Here is a 14,951-nt window from a genome sequence, read left to right as displayed (position 1 = left end):
CGGACAAAGCCAATATCGCTGGCAATCCGGGGCGCAGAGGATCATCTGCGCCACCATGCAAGCGAATCCTGCCTCCTCAGGTCGAGTCTTTCTGGTCGGCGCCGGTCCCGGGGACCCCGATCTCCTGACCCTGCGCGCCGCGCGGCTGCTGATGAATGCCGCGCTGATCGTGCATGACGGGCTCGTCGATCCGGCGATCCTGGCCATGGCGAAGCCTTCGGCCCGGCTGATCTCGGTGGCCAAGAGCCGCGCCCGCCACACGATGAAGCAGGAAGAGATCAACGCCCTGCTCGTGCGCGAGGCGCTGGCGGGGCACGATGTCGTGCGCCTCAAGGGCGGCGATCCCTTCGTGTTCGGCCGCGGCGGCGAGGAAGCCGAAGCCTGTCATGCCGCCGGAGTTCCGGTGGAAGTGGTGCCGGGCATTTCCTCGGCGCTCGGCGCCTCGGCCGCCGCGCAGATCCCGCTGACCCACCGCGACCATGCCTCGATCGTCACTTTCGTGGCCGGCCAGTGCAAGGGGCTAACCGATCAGGACTGGTCGGGCCTTGCGGGCAAAGGTCGTACACTGGTGATCTTCATGGGCATCGCCACTGCCGCCCAGATCGCCGAGAAGCTCATGGCTGACGGCCTCGCGCCCGACGTGCCGGTGGCGGTGATCGAGAACGCCACCCGCTCGGCCATGCGGGTGCTGCGCGGGCCGCTCGCCGGACTGGCCGACCTGATCGCGGATGCGAAGGTGCAAAGTCCCGCGCTTATCGTTATCGGCCACGTCACCGCAGAACCCGACAACACCATTCGCGCCATGGCGCTGGAGGCAACAAAGTGAAGATTCTGACGGGCAACGACCTGAAGACCGGAGCGGTCATCTGGTGGACCGGCGTGGGCTGGTCGCTCGACGTCGATGAATCCGCCGACGTGGGCGAACATGGCGCCGCTCTCGCCGCGCGCGAGGAAGGCGCCCAGAACGTCGTCGGCGCCTATGTCGTCGATGGCGAGAAGACCTCCGAAGGCATTCGCCCGGCCCACATCAAGGAGCGCATCCGTGCCCTCGGGCCGACCGTTCGCCTCGACCTGACGCTCAAGCCGTCCGACCCCGCAGCCGCAGACTGGGTGATCTGATGTACAAGTACGACGAATACGACCAGCAGATGGTCGATACCCGCGTCGCGGAATTCCGCGACCAGGTGCGCCGCCGCCTTGCCGGTGATCTCACCGAGGACCAGTTCAAGCCGCTGCGCCTGCAGAACGGCCTCTACCTCCAGCTCCACGCCTACATGCTGCGCGTCGCGGTGCCCTATGGCACGATGAATTCGGCGCAGATGACGCTGCTGGGCGACATCGCGGACAAGTACGACCGCGGCTACGGCCACTTCACCACCCGCCAGAACATCCAGTACAACTGGATCAAGCTGGAAGACACGCCCGACATCCTGGCCGAACTCGCCAAGGTGGAGATGCATGCCATCCAGACCAGCGGCAACTGCATCCGCAACATCTCTTCCGACCAGTTCGCCGGTGCCGCCGCCGACGAGATCGTCGATCCGCGCCCTTACGCCGAATTGCTGCGCCAGTGGTCCAGCTTCCACCCAGAATTCCTGGTGCTGCCGCGCAAGTTCAAGATCGCCGTCATCGCGTCCGAAAAGGACCGCGCGGCGATGCGTCTGCACGACATCGGCATCAAGATGGTGCGTAACGACGCGGGCGAGATCGGCGCCCAGTTCTATGCCGGTGGCGGCATGGGCCGCACCCCGATGATCGCCCCGCTGATCCGCGACTTCGTGCCGCTGGACCAGCTCATCACCTTCTCGGAAGCCTGCCTGCGCGTCTACAACCGCTACGGCCGCCGCGACAACAAGTACAAGGCGCGCATCAAGATCCTCGTCCACGAACTGGGCCGCGACGAATATGTCCGCCAGGTCGAGGAAGAGTTCGCGCATCTGCTCACCCAGCCGATCGAGCCGCCGCTCGCCGAACTGGAGCGCATCAAGGCCCACTTCACCGGCCCGGCCTACGATAGCGCCGCTTCGGACGATCTGGACCTCACCGATCCCGACTTCCGCCTCTGGGTGGAGCGCAACACCCATGCCCACAAGCAGGCGGGCTACGTGATCGCCACGGTCAGCCTCAAGCCCGTGGGCGGCATTCCCGGCGACGCCACCGCCGACCAGATCCGCCTGATGGCGAAGCTGGCCAAGGACTACAGCTTCGACGAACTGCGCGTGACCCATGCCCAGAACATCGTCTTCCCGCACGTTAAGAAGGCTGACCTCTACACGGTGTGGCAGGCGCTGGACGAAGCCGGTCTCGCCACCGCCAACCTCGACACCGTGGGCGACATCATCGCCTGCCCCGGCCTCGACTATTGCTCGCTGGCCAATGCCCGCTCGATCCCGGTCGCGCAGAAGATTTCCGAGCGTTTCGGCAGCGCCAAGCGCCAGGCCGAGATCGGCGAACTGAAGCTCAAGATCTCAGGCTGCATCAATGCCTGCGGCCACCACCACGCGGGCCACATCGGCATCCTCGGCGTCGACAAGAAGGGTCTGGAAAACTACCAGCTCCTGTTCGGCGGCAGCGAGGGCGCGGATACCTCGCTGGCGAAGATCATCGGCCCCGGCTTCACCGAGGACGGCGTGGTCGATGCCATCGAAAAGGCCACCGAAGTCTATCTCGCCAACAAGCAGGGCGAGGAACGCTTCCTCGACACCTATCGCCGCATCGGCATGGACCCGTTCAAGGAGGCCATCTATGGTTGACGTCCAGTTCCGCTTCCGTGACGACGAAACCGTCAACGACCCGGCCGTCACCGTGGATTCGTTCTCCGAACAGTCCAACGCCACCGCTGTCCGCCTCGAACCGGGCGACGACGCGCGCGAGCTGCTGCCTCACCTCGACCGGCTCTCGCTGATCGAAGTGAGCTTCCCGGCCTGGACCGACGGACGCGGCTATTCCTCGGCTCGTATCCTGCGCGAAGCGGGCTACGCGGGCGAATTGCGCGCGGTGGGCGATCTCGTGATCGACATGCTCCATCACCTGCGGCGCTGCGGCTTCGATGCCTTCGCGCCCGAAAAGGCCCTCAACGAAGAGGACGCCCGCACCGCGTTCGATCGCTGGGAAAACGTCTACCAGGCCACCGTCGTCGACGGTCGCCCGGCGATCTGGGCGAAGCGCCACCCGGCGTAAGCGTCCACCGGAAGGGAATAGAAATGCCCCACACCGAAGCTGCACGTATCCGCGACCTGATCGACACCGGCCCTCGTTTCGACGAAGCCGATGCCGTTCGCCTCAACCGCCTCTTCCGCGGCACCGACACGAGCGAGATGCTTGAAACGGTGTTCAAGGAAGGCATGGCGGGCGATATCGCGATCGTGTCCAGCTTCGGTGCGGAATCGGCGGTTCTGCTGCACCTCGTCAGCCGCGTCGATCCCCGCGTGCCGGTGCTGTTCCTGGAAACCGGCAAGCATTTCCCCGAAACGCTGGCCTATCGCGACCTGCTGATCGAGCGCCTCGGCCTGACCAACCTCGTCAACCTCGTCCCCGATGCCGAGGAATTGGCGAAGAAGGACGAGAACGGGCTGCGCTGGTCCTACGACCCGGACGGCTGCTGCGAAATCCGCAAGGTCAAGCCGCTGGAAAAGGCGCTGCTCGGCTTCGACGCCTCGCTGACCGGCCGCAAGGCCTTCCAGGCCTCGACCCGCGCCACCCTGCCCCGTTTCGAGATCGATACCACCGACAGCCAGGGCCGCCTCAAGGTCAATCCGCTGATCGACTGGTCGCCCGACCGCATCGCCGCCTATATCGCCGAGCATGACCTGCCGCCCCATCCGCTGGTGTCGCAGGGCTATCCCTCGATCGGCTGCATGCCCTGCACCAGCAAGGTCGCGGAAGGCGAAGACCCCCGCTCGGGCCGCTGGCGCGGCTGGAACAAGACCGAATGCGGCATCCATGTCGCCACCCATTCGGACTACACGACCAAGAACGCGCCGGAGTTCGATCCGGGGCTTTAAACGGCACCGGCAGTCCCTCTCTCCACCCGTCATCCTGAAACAAGTTCAGGATGACGTTGCGCGTTCGAGTGAGGTTACTTTTCCCGGCAAGCCACAAAACCTCGGCGCAACCGCCCGCAATACATTGCAACAAACGAGACCGCGGATGCAATTATTGCACCTCTCAGCGGGTTGGCATGGCGAAGCGGTCCACTAGATCGCAAATGCCCCCAATATTGCAGTGCAACATGACCAGACAGCAGAACGCCCAGCTTCATACCCATCCCGCCCTCGTCATCCTGGCGCTGGCGATGGGTGCCTTCGCCATCGGCACCACCGAATTCGCCGCGATGAGCCTCGTGCCCTATTTCGCGCGCGATCTCGGCTTGACCGAGCCTGAAGCGGGCCATGCGATCAGTACCTATGCACTGGGCGTGGTCGTCGGCGCGCCGGTGATCGCGGTGCTGGCCGCCAAGCTGCCGCGCCGGGCGCTGCTGATCGGGCTGATGGCGCTCTTCGCGGTGGGCAACGGGCTTTCCGCCATGGCGCCGACTTATCCGCTGCTCCTGCTGTTCCGCTTCATCAGCGGCCTGCCCCACGGCGCCTACTTCGGCATCGCCGCGCTGGTCGCCGCCTCGATGGTGCCTGCCAACAAGCGCGCGCAGTCCGTCGCGCTGGTCATGTCGGGCCTGACCGTCGCCACGATCATCGGCGTTCCGCTGGCCAACTGGCTGGGGCAGGCCTTCGGCTGGCGCACCGGTTTTGCGATCGTCTCGGTGCTCGCGATCATCACCATGGCGCTCGTCGCGCTCTATGCTCCGCACCAGAAAGCTGCCGAGGGCGCCAGCCCGATGCGCGAACTCGGCGCCCTGCGCCGCCCGCAAGTGCTGCTGACCCTGCTGACCGGGGCCATCGGCTTCGGCGGCCTCTTCGCCGTCTACACCTACATCGCCTCGACGATGATCGAAGTGACCAAGGTTTCCGAGCACCTCGTGCCGGTGGTCCTCGCGGTCTTCGGCGTCGGCATGACGGTGGGCAACCTGTTCTGGGCCTGGGCCGCCGACCGCTCGCTGAACAAGGCCGCGATCGGCGCCCTGCTGTTCAGCGCCTTCGCCCTCGCGCTGTTCCCGATGGCCGCCAGCAACGTGTGGACGCTCAGCGTGGTCGTCCTGCTGATCGGTTTTGCGGGCGGTCTCGGCACGATCCTCCAGACCCGCCTGATGGACGTGGCTGGAGACGCCCAGGCGCTCGCCGCCGCCGCGCACCACAGCGCCTTCAACATGGCGAACGCGCTCGGCCCCTGGCTCGGCGGCCTGGCAATCTCGGCGGGCTTTGGCCTGACCTCGACCGGCTGGATCGGCATGTGCCTCTCGCTCGGCGGTCTTGCGATCTTCCTCGTGACCCTCGCCCTCCACAAGCGCGAGAGCGACGTGAGCGGAGAACCTGTCCCCGCTTGCTGAGACGGTTTACCCCACCTCATGAAAAAGGCCCGCGAGTGATGAACTCGCGGGCCTTTTCGTATCAGCCGATCATCATCAGGCTGGCATTGCCGCCCGCCGCGGTAGTGTTGATCGAGGTCGAGACTTCCTCCAACAGCCAGACGAGGTTCGGTCCCGCCGAAGTGTGGACCGGAACGATCGGCCCCGACAGCTCTGCCACCGCCTTGCAGGCCGCGCGGACCGCTTCGGCATCGCCTTCCACCAGACAGGCCGCGAAGTGCTCGCCCGCATCCGGCGCAAAGCGCGCCGCCACCGCTTCCGGGAGTCCTGCCGGAAGCGCCATGCCCTCGACCGTCGCGGTATTGCCGCTGGCGAGCACTGCCGCCATCTGGCCGTAAAGACCCTCGGCGGTCGCCGGACGCAGCAGCACCCGGCCACGCGGGTGGAGAGCATAGAGGTTGGTCTCGCCGACCGGCCCCGGCAGCGCCAGTTCGAGACCCAGCGCCGAAGAGGCCGCCATCGCCCGCGCCGCCACCGCCGAGGCCGCGTCACCCTGTCCGCTCAGCCAGGTCGCGAAAGCCTCGACCAGCGGCGCCGTCTGCGCCGGCGCATCCAGCACTTGCGGCGCCAGCGACGCAAGGCGGCCCAGATAAAGCGGCCCGCCCGCCTTCGGCCCAGTGCCCGAAAGCCCGCGCCCGCCGAACGGCTGCACGCCGACGATCGCGCCGATGGTATTGCGGTTGACGTAGAGGTTGCCCGCGCGGATCGCCGAAGTCACCTGCTCCACCGTCGCGTCGAGGCGGGTGTGGAGGCCGAACGTCAGACCGTAGCCGGTATCGTTGATCGCCTCGATCAGCGCGGGCAGGTCGTCGCGCTTGAAGCGCACGACGTGCAGTACTGGCCCGAACACCTCGCGTTCGAGCTGGGCGATGCTCGCGATCTCGACGATGGTGGGCGCGACGAAAGTTCCCGCCTCGCAGGTCGCCGGGATCGCCACTTGCTCGACCTTGCAGCCGCGCGACTTCATGCGGGCGACATGGCCGTCGATCATGCCCTTGGCCTCGGCGGTAATGACCGGGCCGATATCGACCGCGAGTTCCTGCGTATTGCCCACGCGCAGCTGCGCCAGCGCGCCCTTGAGCATCGTCAGGGTGCGGTCGGCCACGTCTTCCTGAAGGCAGAGGACGCGGAGCGCCGAGCAGCGCTGTCCCGCCGAGTCGAAGGCCGAGGCGATCACGTCCGCCACCACCTGTTCGGCCAGCGCCGAGGAATCGACGATCATCGCGTTCTGACCGCCAGTCTCGGCAATGAACGGGATCGCATGGCCCTGAGCCGAGACCCGGCCCGCAAGCTGCTTTTGGATCAGGCGCGCCACTTCAGTCGAGCCAGTGAACATGACGGCGGCCACTTGCGGCGCGGCGACCAGCGCGGCGCCAAGCATGCCCTCGCCCGGCAGCAGCTGGAGCGCGTCCTTGGGAACGCCCGCCTCATGGAGCAGGCGCACCGCCTCGGCGGCGATCAGCGGGGTTTCCTCGGCGGGCTTGGCCAGCACCGGATTGCCCGCGACCAGCGCGGCGGCGACCTGTCCGGCGAAGATCGCTAGCGGGAAGTTCCAGGGACTGATGCAGACCACCGGCCCGAGCGGCGCCTGATCGGCACCAAAAGTCTCGCGTGCCTGCTTCGCGTAATAGCGTAGGAAGTCGATCGCCTCACGCACTTCGGCAATGGCATTGGCCGCGGACTTGCCCGCCTCGCGGATGACGAGGCCCATGAGCAGGCCGATCCGCGCCTGCATGGCATCGGCGGCGGCATCGAGCATCGCGGCGCGCTCGGCCACCGGCACCTGACCCCAGCGGCTGATCGCGGCACGTGCGACGGCGACCGCAGCCGCTTCGGGGGCGACCTCGATCACCCGGCCAACCACGTCCTCATGGTCCGCCGGGTTGAGCACGGCGCGCGCCTCGCCCTGCGCATTGGCCGGCATGGCGAACCATTCGCGCGCAGCGGAGCGGCGCAGGTCTTCCGAAAGCACGGCGAGCGCGGTCTCGTCGGCCATGTCGATGCCGTCCGAATTGCGACGACCGGGGTAGAGGTCGGCGGCCAGCGGGATCAGGTCGTGACGGGCTCCGGGATTGGGCATGGCGCGCACGACCTCGACCGGATCGGCGACCATGTCTTCAACCGGCACGGCGGGATCGGCGATGCGGTTCACGAACGAGGAGTTCGCGCCGTTTTCCAGCAGGCGGCGCACGAGGTAGGCCAGCAGCGTCTCATGAGTGCCCACCGGCGCATAGATGCGGCAGGGGCGGTCGAGATTGTCCTTGCCCACGACCTGCGAATAGAGTGGCTCACCCATGCCGTGGAGGCACTGGAACTCGTAGCGGCCGATCACGAAGTCCGGCCCGGCGAGGTGGTAGATCGTCGCCAGCGTCTGCGCGTTATGCGTCGCGAACTGCGGGAACACTGCGTCCGGCGCCGCCAGCAGCTTCCTGGCGCAGGCGACATAGGACACGTCGGTGTGGACCTTGCGGGTATAGACCGGGAAGTCGGCGAGGCCGTCCACCTGCGCGCGCTTGATCTCGGCGTCCCAATAGGCGCCCTTGACCAGACGCACCATCATCCGGCGACCGGCGCGGCGGCCAAGGTCGATGATCCAGTCGAGCACGAAGGGGCAGCGTTTGCCATAGGCCTGCACCACGAAGCCGAGACCGTCCCAGCCCTTGAGGTCCGGATCGAGCGCCAGCGCTTCCAGCAGGTCGAGCGAGAGTTCTAGGCGGTCGGCCTCCTCGGCATCGATGTTGAGACCGATGTCGTAGCCCTTGGCGAGCACCGCCAGCGCCTTCACGCGCGGCAGCAGTTCGCCCATCACCCGGCCCGCCTGCGCGCGGCTGTAGCGCGGGTGGAGCGCGGAAAGCTTGATCGAGATGCCCGGACCTTCGTAGATGCCGCGACCCGCGCTGGCCTTGCCGATGGCGTGGATCGCGTTCACGTAGTCGTCGTTGTAGCGATCGGCATCGGCGGCGGTGGTCGCCGCTTCGCCCAGCATGTCGTAGCTGTAGCGGAAGCCTTTCGCTTCCAGTTCCTTGGCGCGCTTCACCGCCTCGCCGATGGTCTCGCCGGTAACGAACTGCTCGCCCATCAGGCGCATGGCGAGATCGACGCCGCGCCGGATCACCGGCTCGCCCGCGCGGGCGACCAGACGGGTCAGCGCAGCGCCGAGGCCCTTGTCATCGACCGAGCCGACCAGCTTGCCGGTCACCACCAGACCCCAGGTCGCGGCATTGACGAACATCGACTTGCCGCCGCCGAGATGCGCGCTCCAGTCGCCGTCGGAAATCTTGTCGCGGATCAGGGCATCGCGGGTGGCATTGTCGGGAATGCGCAGCAGCGCCTCGGCCAGGCACATGAGCGCCACGCCTTCCTGGCTCGACAGCGAATATTCCTGGACGAGGCCCTCGACGCCGGTGCCCTTGTGATTGGCGCGCAAGGTGGTGACGAGCGCGCTCGCGGTCTCGCGCACATCGCGGCGCTGCGCCTCGGGCAGGGTCGCGGCTTCGAGCAGCGGCGCCATGCAGGCGGCCTCGTCGCGGCGGAAGGCATCGGTGATCGCGCGGCGCAGCGGGGTCGGTTCGCTGACAGCGGGGGCGAAGGCGGCGAAAGGCGCGTGAGCGGGCGAGGTCTGGGTCATGAATCGCCAATATCGCAAGCCCGCTTGGCAATCCGACTTTTCAGAGGCACAAGACGATCCATTCGGACTTATCTTCGTCTCATCGGCAGTTCAATCGCATGGCAAAACGCACCGATCCGGTCATTCTGGACGACTACGACCGCAAGATCGTCGCCGCGCTGCGCGAAGACGGCCGGATGAGCGTGACGGACCTTGCGCGAGTCGTCGGACTTTCGAAAACGCCCTGTCAGGTGCGCCTGCGCCGCCTGACCCAATCGGGCGTGATCCGGGGCTTTCGTGCCGTCATCGATCCGGTCGCGCTGGGGCTGGACCATGTGGCTTTCACCGAAGTCAAACTCTCCGACACCCGCGAACAGGCGCTGCGCGAATTCAACGCGGCGATCCAGCGCATTCCGGAAGTGGAGGAGTGCCATATGCTCGCCAGCCACTTCGACTACCTCCTCAAGGTCCGCACCCGCGACATCCATCGCTACCGGGCCGTGCTTGGGGAGAAGCTTTCCAGCCTGCCGCATGTCTCCAGCACCTCTACATATGTGGCGATGGAAACGGTGAAAGACGCCAACAGCTAGGCTGTCTGCGGCAGACGCCGCTCTTTCAGTTATCACGACAAATCGCTGAACCGGCACGCTTTATCGCGTGTTGGCCACTGACATCGCGCCTGCCTTGCTCCCTAAACTCACGTATGGTTGCAAATGCTTCGCAAATGCATCAATGCGCTGCACTGCAACATATGTATCAAGGGTGCGACAATTTCCATTTCCCGGTTTTCCAGCGCGGCCATCGCCATGATGGCCACTCCTCTCATCGCGATTCCAGCCATGGCCGCGGAAGAGGACGATTCGAACTCGATCGTCGTCAACGGCGTCACCGAAGGACGCTACGGCGTCTCCTCGGCCACGACCGGCATGAAGATCGACGTGCCGCTGCTCAAGACGCCGCAATCGGTAGCTGCCGTCACCGACGAAGTGATTCTCGAACAATCCGCCCAGACTCTCACCGACGTGCTGCGCAACGTCAGCGGGATCACCGAGGCCAACAGCTTCGGCAATACCGGTGACAACTTCATGATCCGCGGCTTCGAAAGCGGTCAGGGCACGATCCTGCGCGACGGCTATACCAGCGTCCAGGTTCGCGCGCTCAATGCCTCGACCGAGAGGGTCGAAGTGCTGAAGGGGCCTGCCTCGCTGCTCTACGGGCGTTTCGAACCCGGCGGCCTCATCAACGTCATCACCAAGAAGCCGCTGGACAGCTTCCACTACAACCTGAACACCAATTTCAGCTCGCGCGGCCAGAGCCGCCAGGTCGCCGACGTGACCGGCCCGCTCGGCGGCGGCTTCGCCTTCCGCGTCGTCGGTGAATACGAGGACAGCGACTACTGGCGCCGCCATGGGCACGATGTCGAGCGCACTTACGTGGCCCCCAGCCTGTCGTGGACCGGCGGCAAGGTCAGCGTGCTCGCGGCTTACGAATATACCGACAGCACCCAGCCGTTCGACCGGGGCCGCGTCTACTTCAACGGCAAGCGGGTGGACACGCCCTCGACGCGCTATTTCGGCGAATCCTTCACGACGCTCAAGCAGCGGCTGCATTCGGGCAACCTGCTGCTGACCTATCGCTTCGCGGAAGGATGGCGGGTCGAGGCGAAATACGCCCTCCAACGCACCTCGGGTTCCGACCTTCAGGTCCGTCCGCGCAGCCTCGTGGTCGGCCCCGACGGTCAGCCGACCGGCGAACTGATCCGCAGCCTCGACGGCAATCGCGATCTCAGCGACGACCGCGACTACGTTTCGCTCAACCTGCACGGCGATCTCGGCTGGCTTGGCCTGCGCCACAAGCTGCTGTTCGGCGCCGACTACGAGAACTACCGCAGCCGGCGCGGATATCAGGTCGATTCCCCGCGGCGCGGCGGTTTCAACGTGTTCGATCCGGTCTACGGCCTGCTCGACCAGAACTACGCCAACCTCACGGTCACACCCAATTCCGCGACGATCGACAGCTACAAGACCACGGGCCTCTATTTCCAGGACCTCGTCATGCTGGACGATTCCTGGACCTTCGTGTTCGGTGGACGCTACGAAACGTTCAAGGACTTCCAGCGCGAAGGCACGCTGGCCCGTCCCCGGAACCAGTCGAAGAGCGACACCTTCCTGCCCCGCGTCGGCCTGGTCTACCAGCCGCGGCAGAACGTCTCGCTCTACGCCAGCTATGCGCGCGCCTTCGCGCCGAACCCTTCGGTTCCCGCTCAGGGCGACCAGCCCGCTTCCGGCCCCTTCCCGCCGGAAAAGAGCCGCAGCTACGAGATCGGCATCAAGGGCGAAGTCCTCGACGGCGTGATCGCGACGCTCGCCGCATACGACATCCGCAAGAACAACGTGCTGGAAACCGTCGACATCGGCGACGGCAATTCGATCACCGAAGCGCGCGACAAGGTCACCTCGAAGGGCATCGAGTTCGATCTCGCCGGCGAGATCACCAGGCGGCTGAGCGCGATCGTCTCCTATGCCTATACCGACGCCCGTAACCCCCAGAGCACGCTGGCCGACGAAGTGGTCAACGTCGCCCGTCACACGGGCAGCGCCTCGCTCTCCTATCGCCCCGGCGGCGTTCTGGAAGGCCTGTCACTGGGCGGCGGGGTATTCCATGTCGGCCGCCGCTACGGCGGGCTGTCGCAGGCCCCTAACGGCACGACGACGGTGCCGTTCCATCTGGCGGCCTATACGACGTTCGATCTCAACGCCGGCTACGTCATGCCCTTGCGTTCGGGCCATAGCGCCTATGCCCGCTTGACGCTGCGCAACCTGACCAACCGCAACTACGACCAGTCCTCGGGCAACGCGCTGCGCGTCGTGCCTGGACAGGCTCGTACGCTCTTCGCCACGGTCGGCCTGCGCATGTGACGCAATCGGACCCGAGCCGGGCGCGCCCTGCCCCGGCTCGGGATTCCGGTGCCTAGATATTGGACTTCCGAACCGGCCTGACCGAATAGGCAGGTCAACCTCGCCCGCCCCTTTGCTAGGCTCGCCGACATGAAGCGGGACAGCATGAAGAAGGGAATCCGATGGCCAACGTCGCAATCACCGGAGCAGGACGCGGGATCGCGCTAGAACTCGTCAGGCTGCATCTCGGCAGAGGAGACCGCGTCTTCGCCCTCCTGCGCAGTCCGGACAGTGCCGAGGCGCTAAAGGCCCTCGCCGATAGTTCCGATGGGCAGTTGACGCTCCATGCCATGGACGTTGCCGACGATACATCGGTCAGGACCGGCGCCGCCGATACCGGCGATGCAGCGATCGACGTGCTCTACAATGTCGCGGGCGTTTCCGGCAACACCGCGCCGGAACTGGAAAGCGCCGACTTCGCTGCATGGCTCGATGTGTTCAACATCAACGTCAACGGCCCGATGCGCGTGTTCCAGGCGTTCCTGCCGCGCCTGAAACCAGGTGCGAAAGTCGTCAGCTTCGGCAGCCAGGTCGGCGCCTCGACGTGGCCCTATGGGGGCTACGAGGTCTATGCGGCCTCAAAAGCGGCGCTGCACCGGCTCATGCTTTCCATCGCGCTGGGCACGAAGGATCGGGGCATCATCGCGATCAGCGTGCATCCGGGCTGGGTCCAGACCGACATGGGCGGCGCCGGGGCCGATCTCACCTCGCAGGAAAGCGCCGCAGGCATCGCCGCGCTGACAGACGGGCTGACACCGGAAATGTCGGGCGGTTTCTACAAATGGAACGGCGAGCCGCACGCCTGGTAGCGCGCGCTCAGGCGAGGCTCTCCAGCCAGCCGCGTGTCGCATCCAGCACCGCCTTGGCGCGCAGGATGGGATCGCTGAAAGCCTCGCGCAACGCGGCAGAGCGCAGTTCGATGGACAGCGGCACGTCGCGCGGCAAGGCTTCGAGCAGCGCCGCCAGCGGCAACGCCCCCTCCCCGCACTGCTCGCGCAAGTCCACCGCATCGGCAATCACGGCGGGGAAGTCGGTGGGATCGGGGCGCTCCGCACGCGCATCGCAGAACTGGGCATAGGGCAGCAGCGCCGGATCGAGGGCGGCGATCTCCGACAGTCTGGTGCCCGAACGGTCGACATGGATCGGATCGACCAGCAATGCCGCCAGCGGATGATCCACCTGGCCGATCACTCCCAGCGCCTGCCCCAGATTCTTCACCTCGGTGAAAATACCGAATTCCAGCGCCACGCGCATGCCCGAACCCTCGGCATGGCGGCAGAGTGCGGCGAACTGCGCCACCGCTCTGCCATGTTCGGGATCGGAGGAAACGCACAGGACATTGGCCGCGCCGAGGTCAGCGCCCACATCGATCACCTTGCGGTGGTCGTCGAGCACGGAATCCGGCTTGATCCACACCACTTCGACATCGAGGACGGGCATCCCGGATCGCACCAGCGCCGCGCGGGTATCGCGGGTGTGCTGCGCGGTCCATTCCGCCGGGTCGACCCACAGGCCGACCGCGTCGAAGCCGCTTGCCGCCCCCGCCTCCACCACGTCCACCGCGCCGAATTCGGGCAGCACGCCCGAGGCGAGCGAAAGCCTGCGCGCCATGGTCCGCCCTACATCTGCGGTTCGGGCAGCGAGGCGTCGTCCTGCAAATACCAGTTCAGCCATTCGTGGAAATACTGGTTACCCCTTTCGTTTCGGCCGAAAGTAAGCTCGTCATGCGCCCCGGATTCGAGGCCCTTCTGGATTTCCAGCCCGATGACGTAGTCCTCCTGATAGGTCACGTCGCGGAAGAAGTTCATCGCCGCTTCCGCTTTCTCGCGGTCTGCCTCGTCGCGGACGGGGTCGCGGCGCAGGTAGTTCAGCACGGTGCGGTTGCGATCGGGCGTAGGTCCGGGGAACAACTGCGCGACCTGGGTGATTTCCGGCGCGATGAAGATCGAGACGTTGGGGAAGAAGATGCGCACGAAATCGTAGCCGTAATTCTCCTTGAGCCCCCATTCCGCGCGCGGCACGTCCTTCAACTGCTCGGCGATCGAGTGCTGCGGAAAACCAATGCGGATGTTCGGGCCGAAACCTTCGTAATGCGTGCAGTTGGACGGCGTGCGCGGGAAGATCGTTTCCGGGTGGAGCGACTGGAAGTGATAGCCTTCCAGATAGCCGTCGAAGGCGATCTTCCAGTTGGCCCCCTCGATCGTGCGGTTGCCGAGATAGGTCCAGCCCGCGAAGTCCAGCGCCTCGAAATCCTCAAGAAACCCGCGAAAATGATGGTCTAGATCCATCGGCGCATTGGGCGTCAGGCAGACGAAGATCATCCCCGCCCGCTCCTCGCAGGGAAGCTGGCGCAGGCCCATTTCGCCCTTGTCGACCTGACCGAAGGTGCTCGCCTCGGAAATGCCCAGCAGTCGGCCGTCCGTCGCATAAGTCCAGGCGTGATACTTGCAGGTGAAGCGCGCACAGTTGCCGCGTCCCTCGGCGGCAACCGGCGCGCCGCGATGCGAGCAAACATTGAGAAAGGCGCGGACCTGCCCCTGCTTGTCCCGCGTTATCAGCACCGGCAGCCCGACGGCTTCCATCGCCTTGTAATCGCCGGGATTGGGCATTTCCGCCGTAAAGGCCAGCATCAGCGGCACGCGCTTGAACACCAGCTCCATCTCGGCGTTGAATTGATCCCTATCGGTATAGCTTGCGGTGGGGACCTTGAATGTCCGCTCGGTCTGGAAGGTCTTCCTGTTCTCGACGTAGTCGAGCATGATCTCGGCGACGTCGCCAATCTGCTGCACGCGGTCCACTCGGTCCTCTCCCGCATCGTTATCGACGACGATCCTGTGCCCGTGGGCCAATGGCGGCAACCTGCGCAAGGTGATAGGTGCATTCCGCGGCTTGGCACTTTGGCCAG

12 protein-coding genes are annotated in these 14,951 nt (G+C 65.8%); 9 read left to right on the top strand and 3 right to left on the bottom strand.

What is annotated here, in order from left to right:
- Positions 1-55 precede the first annotated feature (55 nt).
- The 6 genes from cobA to ACZ1II_RS03395 all read left to right on the top strand — a co-directional run bounded on the left by cobA (position 56) and on the right by ACZ1II_RS03395 (position 5,443).
- Positions 56-826 (top strand): uroporphyrinogen-III C-methyltransferase, encoded by a 771-nt coding sequence (gene cobA, locus ACZ1II_RS03420; protein ID WP_465144397.1) that lies wholly within the window; start codon positions 56-58, stop codon positions 824-826.
- Positions 823-1,119 (top strand): DUF2849 domain-containing protein, encoded by a 297-nt coding sequence (locus ACZ1II_RS03415; RefSeq protein ID WP_465144396.1) that lies wholly within the window; start codon positions 823-825, stop codon positions 1,117-1,119. Before cobA ends, ACZ1II_RS03415 begins: the two co-directional genes overlap by 4 nt.
- On the top strand, positions 1,119-2,753 hold the full coding sequence (locus tag ACZ1II_RS03410; RefSeq protein ID WP_465144395.1) for a nitrite/sulfite reductase: 1,635 nt from the start codon (positions 1,119-1,121) through the stop codon (positions 2,751-2,753). Before ACZ1II_RS03415 ends, ACZ1II_RS03410 begins: the two co-directional genes overlap by 1 nt.
- Positions 2,746-3,180 carry a DUF934 domain-containing protein gene (locus ACZ1II_RS03405; RefSeq protein ID WP_465144394.1) on the top strand — a complete coding sequence of 145 codons (435 nt, stop codon included), beginning with the start codon at positions 2,746-2,748 and terminating at the stop codon, positions 3,178-3,180. The genes ACZ1II_RS03410 and ACZ1II_RS03405 overlap by 8 nt, the downstream gene beginning before the upstream one ends.
- 23 nt (positions 3,181-3,203) lie before the next feature.
- Positions 3,204-4,004 carry a phosphoadenylyl-sulfate reductase gene (locus ACZ1II_RS03400; RefSeq protein ID WP_465144393.1) on the top strand — a complete coding sequence of 267 codons (801 nt, stop codon included), beginning with the start codon at positions 3,204-3,206 and terminating at the stop codon, positions 4,002-4,004.
- Between the two features lie 227 nt (positions 4,005-4,231).
- Positions 4,232-5,443, top strand: coding sequence for an MFS transporter (locus ACZ1II_RS03395; RefSeq protein WP_465144392.1), 1,212 nt, complete (start codon positions 4,232-4,234; stop codon positions 5,441-5,443).
- Positions 5,444-5,504: 61 nt separating this feature from the next.
- Here the strand turns inward: ACZ1II_RS03395 and putA are convergent, their stop codons facing one another.
- The gene (gene putA, locus ACZ1II_RS03390; RefSeq protein WP_465144391.1) at positions 5,505-9,110 is read right to left on the bottom strand and encodes a trifunctional transcriptional regulator/proline dehydrogenase/L-glutamate gamma-semialdehyde dehydrogenase; all 3,606 of its coding nucleotides are present in this window, start codon (positions 9,108-9,110) and stop codon (positions 5,505-5,507) included.
- A 98-nt stretch (positions 9,111-9,208) separates the two neighbouring features.
- Here putA and ACZ1II_RS03385 point away from each other — a divergent pair, with 98 nt between their 5' ends.
- From ACZ1II_RS03385 to ACZ1II_RS03375, 3 genes are all read left to right on the top strand, one after another.
- Positions 9,209-9,679: an Lrp/AsnC family transcriptional regulator gene (locus ACZ1II_RS03385; protein ID WP_465144390.1), complete on the top strand. Its 471-nt coding sequence runs from the start codon at positions 9,209-9,211 to the stop codon at positions 9,677-9,679.
- 216 nt (positions 9,680-9,895) lie between these two features.
- Entirely contained in the window at positions 9,896-12,007 is a 2,112-nt protein-coding gene (locus tag ACZ1II_RS03380) for a TonB-dependent siderophore receptor (protein WP_465144389.1), read from the top strand.
- A 161-nt stretch (positions 12,008-12,168) separates the two neighbouring features.
- Positions 12,169-12,855 carry an SDR family oxidoreductase gene (locus ACZ1II_RS03375; RefSeq protein ID WP_465144388.1) on the top strand — a complete coding sequence of 229 codons (687 nt, stop codon included), beginning with the start codon at positions 12,169-12,171 and terminating at the stop codon, positions 12,853-12,855.
- A 7-nt stretch (positions 12,856-12,862) separates the two neighbouring features.
- Here the strand turns inward: ACZ1II_RS03375 and ACZ1II_RS03370 are convergent, their stop codons facing one another.
- Positions 12,863-13,657 (bottom strand): sugar phosphate isomerase/epimerase family protein, encoded by a 795-nt coding sequence (locus ACZ1II_RS03370; RefSeq protein WP_465144387.1) that lies wholly within the window; start codon positions 13,655-13,657, stop codon positions 12,863-12,865.
- Positions 13,658-13,665: 8 nt separating this feature from the next.
- Positions 13,666-14,844, bottom strand: coding sequence for an aromatic ring-hydroxylating oxygenase subunit alpha (locus tag ACZ1II_RS03365; RefSeq protein ID WP_465144520.1), 1,179 nt, complete (start codon positions 14,842-14,844; stop codon positions 13,666-13,668).
- Between the last annotated feature and the right edge of the window lie 107 nt (positions 14,845-14,951).

Source organism: Novosphingobium sp. BL-S-20 (genome assembly GCF_055521635.1).
This window is presented reverse-complemented; position numbering and strand designations above follow the sequence as displayed.